Consider the following 23712-nt stretch of genomic DNA (forward strand, 5'->3'; position numbering starts at 1 on the left):
ATGACGTTTGATTTACTGTTTCGCGACGTTACCCTGGTCGACGGCACAGGCGCCGAGCCGTACGTTGCTGACCTGGCGACCCAGGGTGACCGGATCGTCGCCATCGGCAGGCTCGCAGGTCACGACGCGCTGCGGGTCATCGAAGGCAATGGCCGTTGTCTGATGCCAGGGTTCATCGATGTGCATACCCACGACGATACCAATGTCATTCGCACCCCCGAGATGCTGGCCAAGCTCTCTCAGGGCGTGACCACGGTGATTGTCGGCAACTGCGGCATCAGCGCCTCGCCGGTCACGCTGCCTGGCGTACCACCGGACCCGATGAACCTGTTGGGTCCACGGGAAGCGTTTGTATACCCGACGTTCAAGGCCTACGCCGATGCAGTCGAACGCGCGGTGCCGAGCGTGAATGTCGCAGCGCTGATCGGTCACACCGCATTGCGCGCCAACGTCATGGACGAGTTCGACCGCCCGGCGCTGGACAGCGAACTGGATAGCATGTGTGAAGCGCTGGAAAGCGCTCTGGATGCAGGCGCCATTGGTCTCAGTTCGGGCCTCGCATATACCAACGCCAAAAACGCGCCGATGGCAGAAATGCAGCGTCTGGTAGATATCGTCGGCGCTCGTGGCGCGTTGTACACCACGCACATGCGTAACGAGCATGCCGGTTTGCTGGACTCGCTGCAGGAATCCTTCAGCACCGCACGCAATGCGGGCGCGGACCTGGTGATTTCGCACCTCAAATGTGCCGGCGCCGATAACTGGGGGCGTGCGCCGCTGGCCCTCGCAGCCCTCGAAAAGGCCGCCAGCGAACAATCCTGCAACTGTGACTGCTATCCGTATTCGGCCAGCTCCACCACGTTGGATGCCTGGCGCGTCGATGGACAGATGAAGATCTACATCACCTGGTCCGATCCGCACCCGGAAATGGCAAAACAGACGCTCAAGGACATCGCCGCGCAATGGGGCGTTTCGCAACTGGAGGCCACGGAGCGACTGCGTCCGGCCGGCGCGATTTACCACATGATGAGCGAAGATGACGTGCGCCAGATTCTGGCCCACCCATTGTCGATGATAGGTTCGGATGGCCTGCCCAACGATCCCAATCCGCATCCCCGTCTGTGGGGGACGTTTCCTCGTGTGCTCGCGCATTACTGCCGCGACCTGAAGCTGTTCGATCTGGCCGAGGCGGTGCGCAAGATGACCAACCTGTCGGCAACGCGTTTTCGTCTGCACGACCGCGGTGTACTGCGCGAGGGCGCGTTTGCCGACCTGACGCTGGTGGACATGGTGCGCATCGAGGATGTTGCGACCTATAGCGACCCGTGCCGGCAGGCGCCGGGAATCGATCTGGTGGTGGTCAATGGAGTCGTCAGTTACGAGGACGGTCAAGTGCAAGGACGGCAGGGGCGCCTGCTCAGGCGCCAACTTGCCAGCGTGGCCAGTTAAGCGCCTGTGGCTGCGGTCAGCATGATCTCGACCAACACGTCTGGCGACGCCAGATCTGCCTGGACTGTGGCGCGTGCTGGCGCAGCACCTTCGGGCAACCATGCGCTCCACACTTCATTCATCGCGGCGAAGTCGGCGCTGATGTTCTTGAGCCAGATCTGTGCGCTCAGCAATCGCGATTTGTCGCTGCCAGCCTGGGCCAGCAAGGCGTCGATCTTTGCCAGCACCTGGCGGGTCTGGCTGGCGCAATCCTGGCTGCGGTCATCAGGCACCTGGCCGGACAACCAGGCGACGCCAGCATGCACGACAGCTCCGGCAAGGCGTGGATTCACGGAAATTCTCTGGATGCTCATGGCAACTCCTGATGGGATGGTGGACCGGCAACGCTAACCAACCTTGTGGTCCGGCGCCATGACCAATTTGGACGTCAGCCATAACCTGGTGCTAAGGCTGGCAATCACAGTTATCAATCGAAGGGGTAATGCTGTGCAGGTAGTGGTGATAGGGGCGGGTGTCGTTGGCCTCGCCAGCGCTTGGTATCTCGCGCGGCAAGGGCTGCAAGTGACCTTGGTCGACAGGCATGCCGATGTCGCGCAGGAAACCAGTTTCGCCAATGGTGGACAGCTCAGCTACAGCTATGTGGCGCCGCTCGCCGATCCTGGTGTGATCAGCAAGCTGCCGCAGTGGTTGTTGCGGGCAGACTCGCCGTTGCGTTTCCGGCCGCGTCTGGACCCGGCGCAATGGCGCTGGTGCATGGCATTTCTGCGGTCGTGCAACGACGCACAGGTGCGCCGTACCATCGGTGAGATGCTCAGCCTGTCGTTTCTCAGTCGCGACGCGCTGGATGAGCTGCTCGGCGAGCATGCGCTGGATTTCGATCTGATTCGCACCGGCAAACTGGTGGTCTATCGTGATCCGGGGGCGCTGGCTGCGGCAGCGCCGATGGTCGACTGGCAGCGCTCGCTGGGGGCTGATCAACGTATTCTCGACGGCGCGGGTTGTGTTGCGTTGGAGCCGGCGTTGCAGGCCATTGGCGGGCAATTGGCCGGTGGCATCTTTACGCCGGGTGAGGCAACCGGCGACTGTCTGCGGTTCTGTCAGGGCCTTAAGGCATTACTCGCGCAATTGCCTAACGTGCACTTGGTTTTAGGGCGCGAAGTCAAGGCGCTTGTGCACGAGCGCAATCGTGTGGTGGCAGTGCGCACCGATCACGGTGATTTGCCCGCCGATGCGGTGGTGATGGCAGCTGGCATGTTCAGTGTGCCGTTGCTCAAACCGCTGGGAATTTCGCTACCATTGTACGGCCTACGCGGGTACAGCCTGAGTGTGCCTCTGGACGCGGCAATGCAGGCACCTCGTTTGAGCGTGACCGACGCTGCGCGCAAGGTCGTCTACGCGCCGTTGAATCAGCACCTGCGCATCGCGGCGATGGTCGACATGGGAGTGGCTCGCGCCGATATCGATCCTGCGCGAATCACCTTACTCAAGCAGCAGGTACTCGAGACCTTTCCACATCTGGAGCTGACGAACGCCAAGGCCTGGGCAGGTTTGCGACCGAGCACTGCACACAGCAAACCTATCGTCGGACGCGCTGGCAACTTCAGCAATTTGTGGTTGAACGTCGGGCAGGGGGCTTTGGGATTCACCCTGGCATTGGGCAGCGCCAGGCTGCTGGCAGCGCAAGTGATGAACGAGGCTCCTCCGATAGACCCGGCGCCCTTTCAATTACGCTGAGTGAGCCCGAATCAGCCGCCGATGATGAGCCAGGTCACTCTCGGCAGCTGCTGGTGATGCCTTATTTCGGCAATACGATTGCCGAACGCGTGTCGCTGGCCAATGCACGCAACGCGACCGCCACCTCCTCAAGCGCCGGGCCTTGCAGGTCCAGTAACGGCTGGCGAACCGAACCGCCTTTGAATCCGCGCAAATTCATGATTGCCTTGGTGGTCTGCGGCTGACCGTATTTGCGTGCCAATTCGCGCAGCGGGAACCAGAGACGATGCAATTCGATGGCCATCTTTGCATCGCCTTTTTGCAAGGCGCGGAACGTCGCCAGAATGAGTTCTGGCAAGGCGCCGCTGTTGGTCGAGCTGATGCCGTCGAAGCCGGCCATCATCGGGCCGCTGAAGACCAGATCGGACGCGCAGAAAAGACGGATTTTTTCGCTCAGCTTATTGGCGATGCGGTCGATCACCGTTGGCGTCAGGTCTCCTTGTTTCAAGCCCACCACACCTTCGATCTCGGCCAGTTGCTCAATGACCGGAACGGAGAGGGTGATACCGATGCCGGGCGCGTTGTAAATCAGGATTCCGGTTTTCGACAGCGGTGCCATTTGTTTGAAAAAGCTGACGATCTGTTCGTCGGTAATCTCCGACACAAAGGGTGGAGTGACCATTGGCAGGCCACCCAGGTCGCCTGCCAGTTGCGTCAGCTCGCGAACCACTCGGCTGTCCGAGCCGGCAGTGCAGAGCATGACGGGTACACGGTCGCCGACGATCTTCATCACCTTGCGGAACATGTCGGCGCGCTCATCACAGGTCATGACGGGAAACTCGCCGTAGGTCCCGCCGATCAGCAAACCGTCGTAACCCAGTTCGATAACGCGCTCGATGTTCTCGGCCATCGCCGCATAGTCGAAGTCGCCGTCCTGGGTGAAGGGGGTGACGGTGATGTTGAAGATACCGTGAAGGCGTTCGCGACACTCTTGGATGGTTTGCATGCGTAGTTCCTTGGGGAGGCTGTTTATCAAGCGCACTGATATTGTATTATTTGTATTCACATGTACAATAAATTTCATTGAGCGTCGATATCACACCTTTCGAGTACTCGTGAGCGGACAGGTGGGCGTCCTTGTTAGGATGTGCGCACTTTTTATTTGTCGAGGTTCACTTTCCATGGCGTCGTTACCGGGTCAGAACAGCCGTCGTCTGGCTAACCAGATTCTTGATTTTGTGCGTAAGGCGCGCTTCGAGCCTGGTCATCACCTGCGTGAGCAACAGATCGCCGATCTGCTCGGCGTTTCACGCACGCCTACCCGTAACGCCCTTAAATTGCTGGTCGAGGAAGGCATTGTCGAAACCCGTCGTAACCAGGGATTCTTTCTGCTCAAGGCGTTTGATGCGCTGCAGCGAGTGGAACTGAGCGTGTCTTCCAGCGTTGAAGAATCGCTTTATGAACGCTTGGTCAATGATCGGCTCAGCGGTGCGATTGCCAACTCAATGACTCAAACGGAAATCGCCAAACGCTACGATGTCGATCGGGTCACGTTGATGAAAACCCTGACGCGCATGGCGGAAGACGGCCTGCTGACCCGTAACAAAGGGCATGGCTGGAGCTTTTTGCCGACGCTGGACAACGACGAGGCATTGCGCAGCGGCTATCAGTTTCGCCTGATGGTGGAACCGGCCAATTTTCTACAGCCGCAGTTCAGGCCCAACACCGCAGCACTGGAGCGTTCGCGATTGCAGCATTTGTATCTGGCCAGCCATTCGGATTCCGCGGCTGTTAGCAATGCCCAGCTGTTTGAAACCGATGCCCAGTTTCACGAGATGTTCGCCGAGTTCGGTGGCAATACCTTTGTGATCCAGGCCATCCAGCAACAGAACCGATTACGCAAGTTGCTCGAATTTGCTGGCTATGCCAATCGGCGGCGCGTGCGCGACTGGTGCGCCGAGCATTTGGCGATCATCGACGCAGTGGCAAGCGGTCGATACACGGATGCCAGCGAGCTGATGCGCAAACACCTGACTCAAGCCGACACTGCCACGCAGCCGGGTAAAAAACTGGCGCGAAAAGCACCGGTTAAAGGTCGCAAGCCGCACAAGGTGGCGGATATCCCCATTTCTGGTTAGCTCCCCTTGAGGGGGCTGACCCTTATGTTCAGAGAGGTCTTCATGGATTTAGGTTTGCGAGGTAAACGTGCGCTGGTGCTTGGTTCCAGCCGTGGTCTGGGGCTGGCGATTGCCCAGGGGCTGGCTGCCGAAGGCGCTGCCGTTACGGTCTGCGGCCGCAGTCCTGAAGTGCTCGCCGATGTTGCAGGCAAATTGTGCGATACGGGTGCCGAAGCCGACTATCTGGTGCTCGATCTGGCTGACCCCCACCAGCGCCGTTTTGCTCTGGATAAACTGTTGGCCGATGGACGCGGTTACGACATTTTGATCAATAACGGTGGCGGTCCTGCGTCGGGTTCTGTTTGTGCGGTTGGAACCAGGCAGTGGCAAGAAGCGTTCGACAGCATGGTCAGCGCGCTGTTTGAAGTGACCGCCAGGATCCTGCCCGGCATGCGCGAACGACGCTGGGGGCGCATCATCAACATAGTGTCTTCAGGGGTAGTGCAGCCGATTCCAAACCTGGGGATTTCCAATACGCTGCGCGCCAGCATCATTGGCTGGGCAAAGACCCTGGCCGGCGAAGTCGGCGCCGAAGGCGTAACGGTCAATTCGGTCATTCCAGGACGTATCGCGACTGCCCGTGTCGGTGAGCTGGACGAGGCAGCCGCCAAACGCACCGGGTCGACCATCGAGGCTATCGCTCATGCCTCGCGCAACACCATCCCGGTTGGCCGTTACGGCGAACCCGCTGAATTCGCAGACGCGGTGACCTTTCTTGCCAGCGTCCGCGCAGGCTATATCACCGGCACCAGCTTGCGGGTCGATGGTGGCCTGATCCGCAGCATTTAAATACCCATACCGACCTGATTCGTCCTGAGCTGATTGTGCAGGCGGTTTTACCCATGTCACCTGTTGATTAAGTTGTATCAACAGGTGCAATTATTGAGAGTGACTGAAATGTTAAAGCCGATCCTGGCTCAGCGAATGCGCCGTGTACGTCCTTCACCAACAGCAGAGATCTCCGACAAGGTTCGTACGTTAATGGCAGCGGGTCATTCGGTTATCAATCTGGGTGAAGGTGAGTTGGACTTCCCCACGCCAGCACACATCGCTCAGGCGGGTATCGACGCGATCAACGCCGGCGAAACCAAGTACACGGCAGTCCCTGGCAGCGCACGTCTGAAACAGGCGATCATCGACAAGTTCAGTCGGGAGAACGGCCTGGCCTATAGCGCTGGCGAGGTGATTGCTGGGGCAGGGGCCAAACAACTGATTTTCAATGCCCTGATGGCGACGCTGAATGTGGGTGACGAAGTAATTGTCCCCGCGCCTTATTGGGTCTCGTACCCCGACATGGTGTCACTGGCCGAAGGCGAGACCAGAATCGTCCAGTGCCATGAGGCCGATGATTGGAAGCTGCAGCCTCAAGCGTTGGAAGCGGCCATCACGCCACGAACCCGTTGGGTGCTGCTCAACTCGCCGAACAACCCGACCGGTGCGGTGTACAGCGAAGATGAAATCAGAGCGCTGACCGATGTGTTGTTGCGCCATGAGCACGTTCTTGTCTTGGCTGATGACATCTACGAGCACACTCGTTTCGGTCAACCATTCTTCACACCCGCGCAGGTCGAGCCGCTTCTGCTGCCGCGCACGCTGACCGTCAACGGGCTTTCAAAAGCTTTCTCGATGACTGGCTGGCGCATCGGTTATGCCGGCGGCCCGAAGTGGTTGATCGATGCCCTGCAGGTCCTGCAGTCGCAAAGTACATCGAACCCCAGTTCTATCTCGCAGGCCGCTGCCATTGCTGCGCTCGACGGTGGAACAGCGTTTATCAACGACTGGATTGGTCGGCTGGCTGAGCGGCGTGATCGGGTGCTGGCCAGCATTCGACGAATTGCAGGGCTGGAATGTGCGATGCCGCAAGGCGCGTTCTATCTGTTTGTGAATTGTCAGGGCATGTATGGCAAGCAGAGCACGGATGGCAAACTCATCGCCGATGACTTCGACTTCGCCAGCTATTTGCTGGAGGCCGCGAAGGTCGGCACTGTGCATGGCTCGGCATTTGGCGCGCCGGGTTATTTGCGCATTGCCTATGCGGTGGATGACAAAGCTCTGGATGATGCCTGTCAGCGGCTCGAACAGGCCTGTGCGCAGTTGAAATGAGCATATGACAGCCCGGTGGCGCGGTAGCCACCGGACTGTTTATTTGTGCCAGTCAGATTTGCAGCAACGGGCGTTCAAGGGTGCCCAATACGCGGTAACCCGTTTCGGTGATGACCACGGTTTCGCTGACACCAACGGTGAATTCGCCGTATATGCGCAAGGCCGGCGGGATGTGAAAACTCATGCCCGACTGCAGTTCGGTTTTCACGCCGCTGTACAGGCTCAGAATCGCCCCTTCGCCCCAATCGGGCGCGAATGAAATACCAACCGAGTAACCCGTACGTTTCTTGAAAGCGTCGGTGAAGCCGGCGCGATCAATAACCGCCTGACACGCATTGTGCGAGGCCTCACAAGGCTCGCCCGGACGCAAGGCGTCCAATGCGGCCTGCAATGCTTCCTGGCAGACCTTTTCCATTTCTTCTGCGATGGCCGGCGGTTTGCCGAGCCAGGCACAGCGCATCAACGCGGCGTGATAGCGGTCATGGCTGGCCGCCATTTCGAGAAACGCCGGTTCCCCGGCTTGCAGTTTCCGTCGACGCCATGTGCCATGAGGAATGCCGGTGCGCGGTCCACTCGAGACCAGCGGTTCCATGCCCATGTACTCGGAGCCAGCGCCAATCGAGGCGTGCAGCATCGCTGCCACCAGATCGTTTTCGCTGGCGCCTTCTCGCACCGCGCTCATGCCTGCGCGCATGCCAGCATCGACATAACGCGCTGCGAACTCGAGTTTCTCGACTTCGGCCGGCGATTTCACTGCACGCAGTTTTTCAATAAGCCCGGCGGCGTCGTGAATAGTACCCAGCTTGCCTTGCAGTGCCTCGTAGACCGAGATAGGCAAGAACCAACCCCGTTTGTCGATGGCAATACGTCGACGGCTCCAGCCTTTTTTCTCGATGGTCGCCACCAGAAAACTCACCGGATCGTCGCCGTCCAGGTACACCGATGCATCGCTGATAAAGGTGTTTGCGATGAAGTTGAAATATTCCAGTTGTCGAATCACGAACATCGGTTCGCCGTCTACCGGCAGAACCAACGCTTGAAAGGTGTAGTAACCCGGTGTCTGTTGGCCCGTGAGATAGAAGATGTTCTCCGGTCCGGTGACGATCATCACGTCGATACCCGCTTGAACCAGATTGGCTCTGGCGCGGCGAACCCGCTCGGTGTATTCGGCGGCAGCGAAAGCCGATTCGCTGCCTTGACGTCCGTTGGTTGGAGGCGCTTGGTTCATCAGAAACTCCGAATCAGTTCAGTTTTTTCGAGGTTGAGGGTGATGCCCAATCCGGGAGTCATGGGCAATTGAGCGTCGCCGTCGAAATAGAGCAGGGGCCCTGCGGGGTCATCACACAGGCCATCGGCGCCGTACAGTTCGGCGAAGCGCGGAGTGCTTGCGCAGGCGACATGCAGCGCCGCAGCAGTGGCTGCAGCGCCTTCGTTCATTTGTCCGATCATGCATGGGACTGCGGCATCCGCCAGTTGCCGGGCTGCCGAGAGACAGGGCGCGATGCCGCCCATTTTCACCAGTTTCAGGTGTGCCCAAAGTTTGCCACCCAATGCGCACAGCCGGTCCACGTCTGCGCTGCCCGCCAGCCCTTCGTCGACCATTAGCGGCAGCGGACTGCGCTGTGCGAGGTGTTCCAGCGCAACCCAGTCACCTGCGGCGATCGGTTGTTCGACGTACGCAAGGTTGAACCGGGACAGTGCTTCGAGGTTTTTCAGCGCTTGCTGCCGCGGCCACTGACCATTGACGTCGACGGCTATTTTGAGGGTGTCGCTGAAACGGTCTCGCAACGCTTGCAGGCGAACAAGGTCCTCCTCGAAGGTGCCTACCGCGATTCGCACCTTCAGGTCGCGAAAGCCTCGTTTTACATAAGCATCGGCTTGGGCGATGAAGACCTCGAACGGCGACCAGAACAGTGTCTGGTTGCTGGCGTAGCGAATATCTGAGGCAGGGGCACCCAACCATTGCGCCAGCGGCAGGCCCGCACGGCGCGCAAGCAGGTCGTGCAGGGCGCAATCGACCAAGGTGCGCACCGGCATGCTCAGGTCCGCCGCCCACTCCGGCATCTTCGCCAGCAGCACTGCCGGGTCGCTGTCCCAAGGCAGCGCGCAGAGAGCCTGCAACGCTTGGGCAACCACCTGCTCAGGGACGTATCCATTGAGATAGGTGATGTTGATCCGCACTTCCCCTACGGCCTGATGCTGGCCGTCGTCCAGGCACAGATACAAGGCCTGGAGTTCGCCGACACTGCCGGATGCCGCCGTATGTAGCTGCACGCCGTTGCTGTAGTGAAGGTCGGCGCGACGCAGGGAGGCCTTGAGTCTCATATCGATTCCAGCGCCAGCATCTGCAGGGCGATATCCCGGTAGATCAAACTGGCGGCGATGAATTCATCGATGGGCACGAACTCATCGGGTTTGTGAGCGACGGCAAGGGTGCCTGGACCGATAACGGTACCGGTCGTGCCCAGGCTGCGAAAATGCACCAGGTCGCAGCCCCCCTGGAAACCGAACGGCCCGGCGTTGCCATGGTTGTGCTCTTGGCAGGCGGCCAGACTGGCTTGAACGATAGGCTCGGCCAACGCAGTTTCTGTTGCACCGCCCGTGGTGGGGATGTATTTGAGCACCTCGGCACGGACGCCGAAACGCTCCTCTGCCAAGGCCAGCAGTTGCTTGATTTCGGCCTTGACCTCATCTTCGTTTTCGCCGGGCACCATGCGCCGGTCCAGCAACAGATCGCAGGCGCCGGGAAGCACGTTATCGGCATGGCCGCCATTAATTCGCGTGACGGTCAGACTGGCTTCACCCACCAGCGCGTGACAGTGGCATTTCACTGAATGTTCATGATGTTGCTCGATCAGCCCTAACAACTGGCCGGCTCGGTAAATGGCGTTCTCACCCAGATGCGGGGTGCCGGAGTGGGCTGTTACGCCGTGAACCCGAACGAGTGGGCGAAGACTGCCTTTGTGCGCGGTGAAAGCGGTGTTGGAGGTTGGCTCTCCAATCACTGCAAAGTCGATATGCGGAGGTTGATGGGCAACGTAATGCTTGGCGCCTTCGCTGGCGATTTCTTCGTCTGCGGTGAACACCGCCATCAGCGTGCCGGACCACTGCTCGCGGCGGGCAATCAGCATGCGAGTGGCTTCGATCATGGCGACCATCGGCCCTTTGGCGTCACAACTGCCGCGACCATATAACTTGCCGTCGGCTTCATGCAGCACAAACGGGTCACTGCCCCAGCCTTCACCGGCCGGCACCGTGTCGATGTGGGTGTTGAAGGCGAAGGTCGGGCCAGGGCCATTGGCATACGTGGCGATGACATTGACGCGCCCGGGTTTGTATTCCGACAAAGACAGGTCGAAGCCTTCTGTTTCCAGCAGCACCTGTAAATAGCGGGCGGCTTCGAGCTCGTGACCCGGTGGATTTTCAGTGTTGATCGCCACCAGTGCGGCGAGGTCGCATTTCATGCGGGCAAAGTCGGGTTGCTGATTCATTGCTGGGATCTCAGTGCAGGATCTGATCGAGGAAGTGACGGGTACGCGGGTTGACCGCGCCGCCGAAAAAGTCGGCGCTGCTGGCGTTTTCGATGATCTCGCCGCTTTCCATGAAAACGATGCGGTCTGCCGCTCGGCGGGCGAAACCCATTTCATGGGTCACGACCAGACTGGTCATGCCTTCGCTGGATAGCTCGGCCATGACATCGACCACTTCGCGAATCATCTCCGGGTCCAGCGCCGAGGTCGGTTCGTCGTAAAGCATCACTTTGGGTTTCATGGCCAGCGAGCGGGCGATGGCGACGCGCTGTTGCTGGCCGCCGGAAATCTCGTCAGGGTAGGCGTCAGCCTTTTCCGGGATGCGCACCTTGCCAAGGAGTTCAAGGGCAATGTCATGCGCATCGGTGCGACTCATGCCGAGCACTTTCATGGGCGCGAGCATGATGTTTTCCACCACGGAGAGGTGCGAGAACAGCTCGAAGTTCTGAAACACCATGCCGATATCGCGCCGCAGCAGATGCACGTTGCGTCGGTCGTAATCGATGCGCCGACCTTCAAAGAACAGGTCGCCACCGTCGGCCGGCTCCAATTGATTGACGCAGCGCAGCAGGGTGGACTTGCCTGATCCCGAAGGGCCGATAATCACTACCGTCTCGCCACCGCGCACGTTCAACGAGCAGTTTTTGAGGACTTTGAAAGGGCCGTAGCTCTTATCGATACCAATGAGTTCCAGCAGCGGTTTGCCATTGCCAGAGGACGAGAGAGTTTTTTGCATGATCGGTTTCTCCTAGCGAACGGTTGCGCCGCGCGATGTGCCAAGCATGCGTTCGGTCAGGCTGGTACGTGGGCCTTTACGTCGCTGTTTCGGGTCGAGCCGACGCTCGATCAGGGCCTGTATGCCCATGAACAGGGTGGTCAGGGCCAGGTAATAGATGCCCGCCGCGGTGAGTGCTTCGAAGTAACGGAAATTCGAACTGGCGGTCTGGTTGGCGACCAACATCAGTTCCTCGACAGCCACGACCGAGACCAGTGCGCTGAGCTTGAGCATACCGACCATCTGGTTGCCAATGGGCGGCAGGATCATTCGGGTTGCCTGCGGGATTACCACGTGGCGCATGACGGCGAAGGGTTTCATGCCCAGCGCAAGGGCAGCGGTGCGCTGTCCTTTTTTCACGGCTTGCAGGCCGGAGCGAATGATCTCCGCCATGTAGGCGCCTTCGTTCAGCGACAACGCCAATATGGCACTGACCATCGCCGAAAGACGTATGCCGAAGGTGGGCAGAACGTTGTAGATAAAGATGATTTGAAACAGCACCGGAGTGCCTCTGAACAGCCACAGATAAACCAGTGCCAATGCACGGCCCAACCGCGTGTTGCTGTCCTGCAGTAACGCGATGATCACGCCGACGCCGACGCCGAATACCAGCGAATAGAGTGTGATGAGCAAGGTGGTCAGGGCCCCGTGAAAGAACGCGGGGGATATCAGGTATTGCAGGACCAGTTCGAATGACATGATGCCTCCTCAGTGAGCGCGGCCTGGCGCCGAATACACTCGGCGCGCTGGCTTTCTTGGTGGATTTGGCATCAATCGAACAGCGAGACGGTCTCAGGAAATTTCCATTTTTCGATGATCTGTTTGTAAGTGCCGTCCGCGACCATCTCCTTGAGCGCGCCTTGCAAGGCGGCACTCATGGCCGTATTGCCCTTGGTCACGGCTATACCGATGCGTGTGTCCGATTCGAACTCGGGACCTGCGGTTTTGTAGACGTCCGGCACCTCGCGCAGCAACTGCACAACGCCGGGCGTCGAATCGAAAATGGCGTCGGCGCGGCCTTGGCGCAGGCTCAATGCTGTGGCCTGCGCGGTCGGCAGGGTTTGCACTTTCACCGGTTGCAGACCTGCGCTGCGACAGCGCTGGTCATCCTGGCGCGCGTAGGTTTCTTCGATGCCACCCAGCGTGACCGCAACGGTCTTGCCACACAGTGAGTTATCCCGGCCCGTGACTTTTTCCGGATTGTCCAGGGTGACGACGACCTGATTGCCAATTCGCAGGTAGGGAACAAAATCGACCTGTGCGGCCCGGGCTTCATTCATGTACATCGCCGAGTTGATCAGGTCTATGCGTTGCCCCTGGAGAGCCGGAATCAGCCCCTGGAACTCCATATTCATGGCAATGGGCTTAAGCGCCAGCTTTTTGCCAATGGCTTCGATCAGGTCGATATCGAAGCCGGTCAGCTTGCCGCCAGCCTGAAATTCAAAGGGCGCGAAGGTTGCCGCAGTGCCATAGGTGAGCTGGCCGGCGGTGATCACCGGCGGTGCAACGTCTGTCGCGGCGTTGACAAACTGCGCAGCCAACAAGGCGGATATCAAGGGAATGGAGCGCAGGCTCAGGCGGGGCAATGTCGTCATGTGAATCTCCAAAACTGTAAATTTATTGCACTAGTTGTATCAATTAGTGCAAACAAGCCAGAAGCTGTAGTGAGCCTTTAGAGGGCGAGCCGCTCTGAAATGATGCAGCGGATTTGACTTTCGGCGTATTAAGCAGGAGGGGTGAAGCCCAATTGGGCCCCAAGGTTATGGAGCAATATGCGTTCCATGTTTTTAGTGATTTATTGTATGCAATGTTGCAACAGCGATCTGTCTACCTGGCGTGGGCTTTGCTGACGCCCGCGCGGCGAGTAAAAAGTCCTCAATCAGTGGGTGAGGTTTTCCCGCTCTGGAACTGAGTTCCGGGTGGCCTTGCATGCCTTGGTAGAAGGGGTGTTGCGGCCAATCGATGGCATCGACGATCTGCCCGCTGGAATCGGTGGCAGTGATCATCATCCCGGCGGTCTCCAGCGACTGAGTGAGGTCGGGGTTTAGCATAAAGCGGTGGTTGCAGCGTATCGTTGGGTGGTTCTGAAGCCTGTGTTCAAGTGCCGCGTGCCTGAAATGCAGGCGTTGCTCGCCCAGGCGGTGGATTGCCAGCCCAGGTATACCGGCCATGGGTAAAAAGCTTTGAATCGCAGCGTCCGGCGCCGCTTCAGCCATGTTCGCCTGCTCAAGCCCCGGCACGCTTTGCGCCAGGGCAGTGGCCATCGACTGCATGCCTAGACAAAGGCCCAAAGTAGGAATACCTGAAGCCAGCCCCTGTTGCGCTGCCCGTATCTGCCCCGGCACATTGGCCATGTCCGACCCACCCGGTAGAACGATTCCGTCGACTGAGTTGAGCTGTGAGACATCGAGCCGCGCAGGCGCAACAAAACGAACGTGCAGGTCAATGTTCGCGGCTTCGGCAGCATCGCCAAGGGCGGCCAGGGTCGCGGGATACACATCCCTGTGATCCTCCTCGGTCCCCAGCAGCGCAATACGCAAGGTCTCTACGAATGTGCGCGGCGGTGTGATGGACGCGGCGTTGGTCCAACGCCCGAATTCGTCACGGCGCCAGCGACCATGTGCGGTGGTGATGCCGTCCTGGTCTTCCAAATGCCAGCATCCGTTCTGATGTCGGCCCGCCAGATGACGCACAGACAGCCCTGCGGCGTGCGCTCGCATGAGCAACGCGTCACGCAACGGAGCGGGTTGAAACGCGCTATGCCACGGCACGACGACGGCATGCTGCCTGGCCGCATCAATGATCATATCGATGTCGCTGGCCGGCAGGATTTCACGCCCGGTGATCCTTTCGTACCAGACCAGCCCACTGGCTACCAATGCCCCCTTGGCGGCAACCATCTGCACGCTGTCCGCACCCTGCGCGGGATAAAATTCGGCAGGCAAATGCATCAACAGGGCATCTTCTGCCTGCGCAACAGATGCGGCCAATGCACCGAACAGGGCAGGAGAACAATGTGAATGGCTGACCAGCGTGAGTGTCATCAAGGGGTCCATCTGATAACGCGTAATCGCGGCGTTGCAGTGGACTAAGACTGTCTCTTTCCTACCGATAGAGATAGCATGTTTTTTTTGTTTCAATCGAAAGTATTTCTTATGGATACCCGATACCTGAAAAGCCTTCTGGCGGTGATCGATTGCGGCTCCATTGCGGATGCTGCCCGAGTCGAAGGCATAACCGCGGCAGCTGTCAGTCAGCGCATTCAAGTGCTGGAGCGTTTGCTGGGGTTTGCGCTGCTGTCGCGTGTGGGGCATTCGGCCAAAGCCACTGAAGCCTGTCTGGCCCTGCTTCCGCGGGCACGCCATATCGTCAGGGAGGTCTCGTTACTGGCTGGCGACGCCGACTTGAGTGGATTGACCGGTTCGCTGCGCATTGGCGCGATTTCTACCATGCTGACCGGACTTCTACCCAGTGCTTTGCTGGAACTGAGTCGTTTGGCGCCCGGTATAAAAACTTCGATCCTGCCTGGGACTTCCCGCTCGTTGTACCTGGCGCTGCAGAGTGGTGAACTCGATGCGGCGGTGATTGTTGCACCTCCGTTTGAGCTGCCGAAAATGTTCCGGGTTGCGCCGTTGCATCTGGAAAAATTGGTGCTGGCCTCCAAAGCGTTGCCGACAAACGGGATTGCCGACGTGCTGCGTTCCCATCCTTATATTTGCTACGAACCCAGCTCATGGGGCGGACTGCACGCCGAGCGCTACCTGAGCGATAACGGCCTCGCATTGACGCCGCTGTTCAGCCTGGATGGTCTTGAAGCCATTGCGATGCTGGTCGCCGATGGTGTGGGAGCGAGTCTGGTACCGCTGTGGTCCGGGTTGGAGCGTCTGGCCCAGGATTTCAATATCACGCCAGTGGGCGAGGGCTATGATCGTGAAATCGTCCTGGTCACATTGGCGCACACAGACAGGCCGAGGATGCTGGAGGCGTTGCTTCAGGCATTGGCCGAGCGATAGCTAGCCAATCAGCGCACGGTATCGACAGCTGAGGAATTTCTGTAGCCATGGATGGCCTCGACTGTAAAGCGAGAAATGCGGTGTAATTCGTGACGGTAAGGTACTTCAAGCCTCTCGCGATTTTCGCCGGCTCTTTCTGAGCGAACAGTGGCCAACTAAAAGAGCGTTATCGCGTCGTCAACCTGGTCTGAGCCTCGGTGGCAATGGCGCGAGTACAGGCCTGAATCGCCTCGACGGCTTTTCCCTCATCCAGAGCCTGGAAGCGATAACTGGGCATGCTGACACTTACGCATCCGACGACACCTTGGCCAGGGACCACGATGGCGCTCCCGTAGCAGCAGATATCTTCTTCATTTTCTTCCAGATCGGTGGTGTAGCCGCGTGCTGCGCTCAGTTCAATCTGCGCAAGCAATTCGTCGACTTGGGTAATGGTTTTATCGGTGAGTGGGCGCAGAGTAATCGCAGCAATCAGTTTTTTGACTTCTTCCGGGCTTTGCTGGGAAAGCCATGCTTTGCCGACTGAACTCGAATACAGCGTGACACGGGTGCCGATTCTCGACGCCATCCGTACCGTGCGCCGAGACTCCAGCTTGCTGATGTAGGCCATCTCCAAGCCGCTTCGCATTGCCAGATGAACAGTTTCATCCAGCGCGTCACGGAGGTGAATCAGATGGGGCTCAGCGATAGCACGCAGGTCCGATCCCTCCCAGGCTTTGTAAGCGAGGCTGATCAGCCGGGCCCCGAGGCCGACCCGTCCATCGGTGCCTTTTTCCACCAACATGCCTTCCGCCAACAACGCAGCGACGATGCGATGGGTGGTGGGGCGTGGATAACCCAGCGCTTTGGATAGATCACCTACAGAGGGAGGATGCGAAGCATCCGAAACGGCCTGAAGCACAGTCATGAACTTAGTGAACGCGGCTGTTCCGGGAACATCGTTTTTTGAAGCCATAAAGAGGGTCTACGCCACCAGATACCCCCCGTCCACCGGCAGGATGGTTCCTGTGATGAATGTGGCCGCCGGGCTGCACAGAAAGACCACCGCTTGTGCGATGTCTTCTGGCTTGCCCCAACGACCCAAGGGGGTGCGTTGAAGAATGGGCTGCGAGCGTTGAGGATCTTTTTGCAACGCTTCGGTTAATGGCGTTGCGATCCAGCCAGGCGCCACGGCATTCACCCGAATGCCGTCGGCAGCGTACGCAATGGCAAGCGATTTAGTCAATTGCATCACAGCACCCTTGCTGGCGCTGTAGGCGGGAACCAGGCCGCCACCAAAAAAGCTCAACATCGACGCTGTGTTAACGATCGTGCCGCCGCTGGCCGCCAGTTTGTCACGCGCCAGTCGGCAACAGCGCATGGTGCCATTGAGGTTGATATCGATCACTTTCTCGAAGACATCGATCTCATGCTCCTCACCGCGGCGAATAACCCCGGCGCAATTGATCAGAATATCCAGGCGAGGCAGTTCTTCGAACAGGTTCTGCAACGCCGGCGTGTCAGTGACATCAATCTCGACCGCCCTGACGTCCAGGTCTGATGGAACAACCAGCGCTTGGCTGTTAAAACCAATCGCCACAACGCTAGCCCCAAGCTCTGCGAGCTTCAACGCCACGCCAGCCCCGATCCCAGTCGTGCCACCGGTGACTACGGCAGTTTTACCTTTGAATAGATCGCTGTTGAATGTCATGAGTGACGCTCCGAAAGAGGGGATGAAGAAGGCGACGAAAGAGTGTCAGGGAGTTCGCTCGCTGGGATTGGCTCCTTGACCAGAAAGAAGTACGCGATGGCGCCCAGCACTGCGACCACGCCGCTCGCCACCAGGGCGCCTTCGTAAGTCCCCGTGGTTTGTACGACCCAACCTGTAATCACCGGAGCAAAGGATCCGCCCAGGTAACCGCCGAAGTTCTGAATGCTGCCGATCGACGCCACTTTTCGCTTGGGCGCGATCACGCTGACCATGGTCCAGCAAGCCGCGCTGGCCATATTGATGAAGAACATCGCGATGGAGATCAGCACCATTGCCCAGACGATGTCGGGGGTATAGGCCGCAGGAATGGTAGCCAGCGCGCCGCCCAGAAGTCCGATGCACACTGTCCACTTGCGGGTTGCGATCACCGGGAGGTCGCGGCGCACTAGAAAGTCAGCGATCTGGCCGGCCGAGATCATGCCTAAAGCGCCGAACACATACGGAATGGCAACTACCCAGCCAGCGTGGGCCACTGACAATCCACGATCATGCTCCAGATAACTGGGCAACCAGGTAAGGTACAACCAGACCATATAGATGACGCCGGCAAAACCAAGCAGCATGCCCCAGGTGGTGCGATGGCCGAAGAGTGCGCGCCATTCTTTCCAGTTCATTTTCCGAGAACTGTGTTCGACTTCTTCATGTTGTGCCAAGTGGCCCAGATCGCTGTCGTCAAGGACGGATTCGCTACGATTGCGATAACAGGCATACCAGCCGATCCCTACGAGCAGACCGGCGACACCGGTGAACACAAACATCCAGCGCCAGCCGAACGCCAGCATGATTGCCGTGAGCAAAGGTGGCGCAAGACAAGGCGCGATGCAGCTTGAGGCAATGAATATGCCGGTGGGGCCCCCGCGCTCGCGTACAGTGAACCATTCACTCACAACCTTGGCGCCTGCCGGAAAAAGAGGGGACTCACCGATTCCCAGAATTGTTCTGGCGATCATGAACTGTGAGAAGGAGTTGACCAGACCGCAGCAAAGCTGAGCGACCGACCAGAAGCAGATACCAGCCCCCAGAATCAGTCGATTACCCAAGCGGTCGATCAACGCACCAACCGGAAGTTGGGAAAATGCGTAAGCCAGAGAGAAGGCCGAAAGCAGCAAGCCCATCTCTGTCGGACTGAGTGCCATCTCCTCGCGAATGGACGAATTGGCAATGGAAAGGGCGCTGCGGTCAATGTAATTGACGAAGCCGGCCACGGTCAGAAAGCTGATAGCAATAATCTGGATACGCTTGAGCTTCGCCGATTTGGCATGTGAGGTATTCATTTGGCTTAATCTCTTTATCGTTATTTTGAGATGCAAGCTGACAGGACGCGGCTGGGGGGGCGCTGGGCGCGATCAGCCGCTCCACAGGCCTAGCGGATGAATTGGTCTACGTAATCGGCTCCCAGGCCAACCTCTTCGTAATACTTTCTGCACATGTCTATTTTGGTGAATACGTCCTCGTAACCGACATTCGCGCCCCATGGGTCCACGTAGTACATGCATCCCTGGACGTTGAAAAGGGTGATCATTTCTTCAACCCCCTCATCCACAACCAGAGTGTGGGTCTCTCCCGGTGGCTCGAATGCATAGCTGCCTTCGGTGGCCTCCCAGTCATGTTCCAGATAGTGCCAGCGACCCTTGATCACGTAGGCGTGAACTGGCCCAGGGTGGCGATGGCGACTGAGTACGCCGGACTGACGCACACGAAGCAGGTTTATCCAGTAACCCGCCGAGCGATTGAGGCACAGCGGGCGAAACCAGACATTTTCCGCTTGGGGCACCCAGACTCGTTCGTCCACTGGGACCGCATTCGGTACCACCAGGTCAGGCAATATTCCTTGCGGCTGCGGATGCTGGAAAGGCATGCGTTTGAGTTCGTCGGCCGTGTAGACCGTGCGTTCGGTATTGGAATCAGGCATTTTTATTGTATGTCCATATTGTGGATGTATAGTCCACAATATGATTGCAGCGAAAAAGTCTTCATGTCAACTGACCACAAAGTGCTTTCCGCCGCTCGCCACTGCCCTCGCGCAACCTAGGCCAGCCCGCGTTGCAATTCACGCCATTGTCTGGGCGACATCCCGTGCCACCGCATGAAGGCCCGGGAAAATGTGCTGACCTCGGTGTAACCCAGGCGAACCGACAGCTCGGAGATCGACAGACGTTCTTCTTGCAGGTAGGTGTGGGCGAGCTCGCGACGGATTGATTCAATCAGTTGCTTAAAACACTCCTTTTCTTCCTTGAGTCGCCGTTGGAGGGACGCTGGGCCCAGCGCCAAGCGCATGACGTTGCAGAACTGCGTCAGCGATAGCTCGGCATCCTGCCGGCGGCTGGCGATGGCAGCGTCCTGCAGGCGGTATTCCAGGCGGCAGATTCCTTGCGCTTCGCATAGACGCAACAGGCTGCTTTGCTGGTACACCGGAAAGTACTCGACCATGTTGCGCAGGGCCTGGCCCAAATTGGGCGAGGAGGTTGCCAGGTAGCCCAGCAACCCCAGCGACTGAGGTGCAAACTGGTGACCAAACCACAGGCCGAAATTGTCATTTTGAGTGCACCGGGCAGCGTCATCCATGGCGCGGCACAAGCTGAACAGCGCAATGGGCGCACTGGGCTCCAATGGGTCTGTGCCAAGCCCGGAGCGGTGCAATATGCCTTGGGCGTCAGCACCCGGGTGCTCTATGAACTGGGCGAAGCCGCTGATCGCAGTGGCCATTACCGTGGGCCCGGCGCTGCGGCGGGGGGCTAGGGGAAAGCATTTGGGTCATAGGGGGTACTCGATCCGTGGAGCGGTGATCGGTACTTCTGGCTGGATGTCTGCAAGGCTTGTGCCTGACCGCTTGGTGCAAGACATAAATGCGCCGTGACACCCCTCAAAGCACACACCATGACCGCGCCGGTTTTCTGTATTCCCCTAACAACAATCTGTTCGCTGCTGCCAAGAACTGCACTCTGCTCATGGCGATAATCACGGCGGTACATGCTGGGGCCGATGTACCGTCGGACTGGGTTCGGCGACCATGGCTTGCCCATGGCTGCGCCCAGCGTGGCTTATATGTGCACCCGCGACATAACTGGTTTGTCTCCACCGCCATTGGTGAGAAGTTGATGGATGAGGTGCTTGGGATTACGGGAGAGGTAATGGGTGGGTTATAGGTAGCTTGAACCCTACATCGTAGAGACCAGCCCTCCAGCGAACTGCGCAAGGAGGGCAGAGGGGTCGCGATATCCCGGCCTACATTTCGCCGCTGTCAATCCTGAGCCTGGAGGTCTTTCGCCCTCTGCTCGGCCACGTTGATAGCGGTAACTGAAACTTGTTAATACTTGCGAGCAACTTTTGAAACCATCGAGCAACGGCGCAGATCCATTTCGCCTTCGAGTACGTCGGGAAGCGCGGCGACGAATGCTTTCATGTAGGGCAACTCGAAATGCGCCGCGAGATCAGAGGCAGCCTTCCAATTCTCGTAGAGTACCCAAACGTCGGCATCGTCGTTCGAGCGGTGCAAGTCGTAATTGATGTTGCCGGGCTCAGCACGAGCGGGCTCGACAAGCTTAGCGAGGCGGCGGCCCAACTCGTCGCCCAAACCGGGTTTGGCGCGGATAAAGGCAATGAGAGTTAGTTGCGTGTCGCTCACTGGAATCGGCGTTACGGGAGAAGTTTGTGTAGTCATGTTGTTTCTCTCAACCTTTGAGGTTTTAGGTTACAAGCGCTCTTGTGCTGCGACACCCGCAGCCAGGCAGCTCGGCTCAACGGCACTCTGCGACCGATGCGGGCTCCGTCTTCGCCGGGGCCTTGCGAACCTCAGGCTGGAGGTCCTGCACGAAGCGCAGGCCGCCTTCGGAGAGCGGACGGGCCAGATTGCGGTCGAACATCGAAAACAAGGCAACGGTGTATGGGCGGGCGAAATGGCTGTTCACCGCCGCCTCGTTGCGCCAGACCTCGTAGAGAACGTAGTTCCGCTCGGTGCCAAGGATTTTGTGGACGTTAAAGGTGATGTTCCCCGGCTCCAGTCGCGAGCAGGTTACCGAACGGCGAAATACCTTCTCGAATTCCGCTTCGGTGCCGGGCTTCACCTCGAAATTGACGATGAGCGCAACTTCACCGTTCGGGCTCGGCTCAAGCACGATTTCCGCCATCGCTGCTTGCGACGAGATAAACGCGGTCGCGGCAATCAATGCACCGAGTGAATATTTTTTGAGACCGTTCATGATGTTTTTCCAATAGACGGCTGAATAGACAGGGTGGGCCATCGCAGTGGACGGCGTTCCGCTGCGATGGAAATTCTGATAATTCGGGTTATGTTCGCGGTGGTTAGGCGATCGAATAACCGCCGTCGATGAGCAGGCCGTGGCCGGAGACGAATGAAGCGTCATCCGAGGCGAGGAAGGCGACGACGGTGGCGATCTCTGCCGCCGAACCTGCCCGGCCGGGAACGGTCGAGGCGGCGAACGCGTCCTTCGCTTCGGTGCTCGGCCAGATGCGGTCTTGGAACGGTGTATCGATGATGCCGGGATTGACCGCGTTGACGCGCACGCCCTGCTTGAACAGTTCGATTGACGCTGTCTTGGTCAGTCCCAGGACTGCATGCTTGCTGGCGATGTAGAGACCCGCATTTGCGAAGCCGATGACGCCGCCCATCGATGCGTTGTTGATAATCGTACCGCCGCCTTGCGCGAGCATGGCCTTGGCCTCGTGCTTCATCGACCAGAAGACGCCGCGCACGTTCGCATTGAAGATCGTGTCGTAGGTCTCGTTAGTCTGCTCGATGAAGGGCGAGAACGCGCCCTCGGTGCCGGCATTGTTGAAGGCGATGTCGATGCGGCCGTAGGTCGAGATCGTTTTGGCAACCAGATCGATCACATCCTGTTCGACGTTGATGTCAGCGACTACAGCGGTGGCTTCGTAACCAGCCTCTTTAATGTCAGCTACGAGAGCTTCAAGTTCGGATTGACGGCGTGCGCTGGCGACGACTTTGGCGCCGCGACGGGCGAGTTCGAGGGCCGTGGCACGGCCGATACCGGAACTTGCACCGGTCACCAGGGCGACTTTGCCAGTAAGTGTTTGGGGGGCTACGAGAGTGCTCATAAATTTCTCTTGATTCAGCGAATGGGAAAACGAATGGAAGAGGAGGGTTTCCCCTATTCCATTTCCTGCCAGCGATTCTGCGGTCCATGATTGATATGATAAAGTAGAGAATATTGCTTACGATGATGAATGAGGCTCACTAATGGAAAACGCTGAATTGGCCGAGCTTGCCGTATTTGCATCGGTTGCGAGACACCTCAGCTTCCGGCACGCAGCCACTGAACGAGGGACATCTTCCTCGGCGACAAGCCATTCGATACGCAGCCTTGAAGCACGGGTAGGAGTACGCCTTTTTCATCGTACAACCCGCAGTGTTTCACTGACGGAAGCTGGGGAGATGTTGTACGCCCGGCTGGAACCGGCACTTTCAGACATGCGAGCAGCAGTGGATGAATTGAACTGGTTTCGCGCTACGCCTTTTGGCACTGTCAGAATCAATGTTCCGAACTCAATCGCGCCCTATTTGTTCACTGAAGCAATGGGGCTGTTGGCTGCCAATCCAGGACTGAAGTTGGAGATCGTTGCTACTGATACCCTTGTCGATATTGTGGAGGAAGGGTTCGACGCAGGGATCCGATTCGGTGAGGTGCTTTCCCAAGACATGGTCGCGGTTCGGCTTAAATCGAAGTTTCGGTTTATCGTCGTCGGATCCCCCAACTATTTTGAAAGGAATGAACCGCCAGGAACGCCTCACGATCTCCGGCGTCACACGTGCGTTCGATATGCATTCCCCAGCGGTAAACTCCTGGGATGGGAATTCGTCAAGGATGGAGAGACTGTGAAGGTCGACGTGACAGGGCCATTAACAGTCGATAGCCAGGAGCTCATGGTAGTCGCTGCATCAAGAGGTGTGGGTCTGGCGTATGTATGGGAAGACCGAGCCGCGCCGTACCTCCATGATGGCCGGCTCCGGCAATGTCTCGCCGACTGGTGTAATGTTGACGAAAGCCTGTTTCTTTATTTTCCTAGTCGTAGACATCAGTCGGCAGGGCTTAGAGCACTGATTGAGGCGATGAAAGAGTAGGCTATTGTTTACGACTACTTAAATGGTTATCAGGAAAAACCGAGCCTGTCTCTCTATTATTCTCGCCGAAGTGACATAAAGTTGGCTCGACACAACATATGATAG

At 58.2% G+C, this 23712-nt stretch carries 24 protein-coding genes; 7 read left to right on the top strand and 17 right to left on the bottom strand.

From position 1 onward, the window contains the following. Window positions 1-1449: an N-acyl-D-amino-acid deacylase family protein gene (locus tag ACRER8_RS11680; protein WP_431746418.1), complete on the top strand. Its 1449-nt coding sequence runs from the start codon at window positions 1-3 to the stop codon at window positions 1447-1449. On the opposite strand, the gene ACRER8_RS11685 is transcribed toward ACRER8_RS11680, so the two are convergent. Then, window positions 1446-1802: a RidA family protein gene (locus ACRER8_RS11685; protein ID WP_431746419.1), complete on the bottom strand. Its 357-nt coding sequence runs from the start codon at window positions 1800-1802 to the stop codon at window positions 1446-1448. The two genes, ACRER8_RS11680 and ACRER8_RS11685, sit on opposite strands and share 4 nt — an antisense overlap. A 58-nt stretch (window positions 1803-1860) precedes the next feature. Here ACRER8_RS11685 and ACRER8_RS11690 point away from each other — a divergent pair, with 58 nt between their 5' ends. Then, window positions 1861-3183, top strand: coding sequence for a D-amino acid dehydrogenase (locus ACRER8_RS11690; RefSeq protein WP_431746420.1), 1323 nt, complete (start codon window positions 1861-1863; stop codon window positions 3181-3183). A 61-nt stretch (window positions 3184-3244) separates the two neighbouring features. On the opposite strand, the gene ACRER8_RS11695 is transcribed toward ACRER8_RS11690, so the two are convergent. Continuing rightward, entirely contained in the window at window positions 3245-4168 is a 924-nt protein-coding gene (locus ACRER8_RS11695) for a dihydrodipicolinate synthase family protein (RefSeq protein ID WP_431746421.1), read from the bottom strand. A gap of 175 nt (window positions 4169-4343) precedes the next feature. Here ACRER8_RS11695 and ACRER8_RS11700 point away from each other — a divergent pair, with 175 nt between their 5' ends. The 3 genes from ACRER8_RS11700 to ACRER8_RS11710 all read left to right on the top strand — a co-directional run bounded on the left by ACRER8_RS11700 (window position 4344) and on the right by ACRER8_RS11710 (window position 7442). Then, window positions 4344-5300 carry a GntR family transcriptional regulator gene (locus ACRER8_RS11700; protein WP_431746422.1) on the top strand — a complete coding sequence of 319 codons (957 nt, stop codon included), beginning with the start codon at window positions 4344-4346 and terminating at the stop codon, window positions 5298-5300. A gap of 42 nt (window positions 5301-5342) precedes the next feature. Beyond that, a complete protein-coding gene (locus ACRER8_RS11705; protein WP_431746423.1) occupies window positions 5343-6128 on the top strand; it encodes an SDR family oxidoreductase in 786 nt (261 codons plus the stop codon). Window positions 6129-6236: 108 nt separating this feature from the next. After that, complete coding sequence (locus ACRER8_RS11710; RefSeq protein ID WP_431746424.1) at window positions 6237-7442, top strand: pyridoxal phosphate-dependent aminotransferase; 1206 nt, start codon at window positions 6237-6239, stop codon at window positions 7440-7442. A gap of 52 nt (window positions 7443-7494) precedes the next feature. On the opposite strand, the gene ACRER8_RS11715 is transcribed toward ACRER8_RS11710, so the two are convergent. The 7 genes from ACRER8_RS11715 to ACRER8_RS11745 form a co-directional block, all read right to left on the bottom strand. Then, complete coding sequence (locus ACRER8_RS11715) at window positions 7495-8670, bottom strand: M24 family metallopeptidase (RefSeq protein WP_431746425.1); 1176 nt, start codon at window positions 8668-8670, stop codon at window positions 7495-7497. Then, a complete protein-coding gene (locus ACRER8_RS11720; RefSeq protein ID WP_431746426.1) occupies window positions 8670-9767 on the bottom strand; it encodes a mandelate racemase/muconate lactonizing enzyme family protein in 1098 nt (365 codons plus the stop codon). The genes ACRER8_RS11715 and ACRER8_RS11720 overlap by 1 nt, the downstream gene beginning before the upstream one ends. Then, window positions 9764-10933 (bottom strand): M20 family metallopeptidase, encoded by a 1170-nt coding sequence (locus ACRER8_RS11725; protein WP_431746427.1) that lies wholly within the window; start codon window positions 10931-10933, stop codon window positions 9764-9766. Before ACRER8_RS11725 ends, ACRER8_RS11720 begins: the two co-directional genes overlap by 4 nt. Window positions 10934-10943: 10 nt before the next feature. Further along, window positions 10944-11708, bottom strand: coding sequence for an amino acid ABC transporter ATP-binding protein (locus tag ACRER8_RS11730; RefSeq protein WP_431746428.1), 765 nt, complete (start codon window positions 11706-11708; stop codon window positions 10944-10946). A 12-nt stretch (window positions 11709-11720) separates the two neighbouring features. Further along, window positions 11721-12446, bottom strand: a complete 726-nt coding sequence (locus ACRER8_RS11735) for an amino acid ABC transporter permease (protein ID WP_431746429.1) — start codon at window positions 12444-12446, stop codon at window positions 11721-11723. Between the two features lie 71 nt (window positions 12447-12517). Next, window positions 12518-13342, bottom strand: a complete 825-nt coding sequence (locus ACRER8_RS11740) for an ABC transporter substrate-binding protein (RefSeq protein WP_431746430.1) — start codon at window positions 13340-13342, stop codon at window positions 12518-12520. 192 nt (window positions 13343-13534) lie between these two features. Then, window positions 13535-14887, bottom strand: coding sequence for a glutamine amidotransferase-related protein (locus ACRER8_RS11745; protein ID WP_431746431.1), 1353 nt, complete (start codon window positions 14885-14887; stop codon window positions 13535-13537). Window positions 14888-14902: 15 nt separating this feature from the next. On the opposite strand from ACRER8_RS11745, the gene ACRER8_RS11750 reads away from it, so the two are divergent. Continuing rightward, window positions 14903-15760: a LysR substrate-binding domain-containing protein gene (locus ACRER8_RS11750; RefSeq protein WP_431746432.1), complete on the top strand. Its 858-nt coding sequence runs from the start codon at window positions 14903-14905 to the stop codon at window positions 15758-15760. 166 nt (window positions 15761-15926) lie between these two features. Here ACRER8_RS11750 and ACRER8_RS11755 read toward each other — a convergent pair whose 3' ends face one another. From ACRER8_RS11755 to ACRER8_RS11790, 8 genes are all read right to left on the bottom strand, one after another. After that, window positions 15927-16712: an IclR family transcriptional regulator gene (locus ACRER8_RS11755; RefSeq protein ID WP_431746433.1), complete on the bottom strand. Its 786-nt coding sequence runs from the start codon at window positions 16710-16712 to the stop codon at window positions 15927-15929. Window positions 16713-16721: 9 nt separating this feature from the next. Continuing rightward, complete coding sequence (locus ACRER8_RS11760) at window positions 16722-17447, bottom strand: SDR family NAD(P)-dependent oxidoreductase (protein ID WP_431746434.1); 726 nt, start codon at window positions 17445-17447, stop codon at window positions 16722-16724. After that, on the bottom strand, window positions 17444-18817 hold the full coding sequence (locus tag ACRER8_RS11765; RefSeq protein WP_431746435.1) for an MFS transporter: 1374 nt from the start codon (window positions 18815-18817) through the stop codon (window positions 17444-17446). Before ACRER8_RS11765 ends, ACRER8_RS11760 begins: the two co-directional genes overlap by 4 nt. A 53-nt stretch (window positions 18818-18870) precedes the next feature. Next, the gene (locus ACRER8_RS11770; protein WP_431746436.1) at window positions 18871-19419 is read right to left on the bottom strand and encodes a 2,4'-dihydroxyacetophenone dioxygenase family protein; all 549 of its coding nucleotides are present in this window, start codon (window positions 19417-19419) and stop codon (window positions 18871-18873) included. Between the two features lie 116 nt (window positions 19420-19535). Next, on the bottom strand, window positions 19536-20213 hold the full coding sequence (locus ACRER8_RS11775) for an AraC family transcriptional regulator ligand-binding domain-containing protein (RefSeq protein WP_431746437.1): 678 nt from the start codon (window positions 20211-20213) through the stop codon (window positions 19536-19538). 601 nt (window positions 20214-20814) lie between these two features. Then, on the bottom strand, window positions 20815-21168 hold the full coding sequence (locus ACRER8_RS11780; RefSeq protein ID WP_431746438.1) for a putative quinol monooxygenase: 354 nt from the start codon (window positions 21166-21168) through the stop codon (window positions 20815-20817). A 76-nt stretch (window positions 21169-21244) separates the two neighbouring features. Then, on the bottom strand, window positions 21245-21706 hold the full coding sequence (locus tag ACRER8_RS11785) for a putative quinol monooxygenase (RefSeq protein ID WP_431746439.1): 462 nt from the start codon (window positions 21704-21706) through the stop codon (window positions 21245-21247). Window positions 21707-21809: 103 nt separating this feature from the next. Then, window positions 21810-22583: an SDR family NAD(P)-dependent oxidoreductase gene (locus tag ACRER8_RS11790; protein WP_431746440.1), complete on the bottom strand. Its 774-nt coding sequence runs from the start codon at window positions 22581-22583 to the stop codon at window positions 21810-21812. Window positions 22584-22725: 142 nt separating this feature from the next. Between ACRER8_RS11790 and ACRER8_RS11795 the strand changes: the two genes are divergently transcribed. After that, the gene (locus ACRER8_RS11795) at window positions 22726-23607 is read left to right on the top strand and encodes a LysR family transcriptional regulator (RefSeq protein ID WP_431746441.1); all 882 of its coding nucleotides are present in this window, start codon (window positions 22726-22728) and stop codon (window positions 23605-23607) included. Window positions 23608-23712: the final 105 nt, after the last annotated feature.

Source organism: Pseudomonas sp. (assembly GCF_050739935.1).
Taxonomy (GTDB): Bacteria; Pseudomonadota; Gammaproteobacteria; order Pseudomonadales; family Pseudomonadaceae; genus Aquipseudomonas.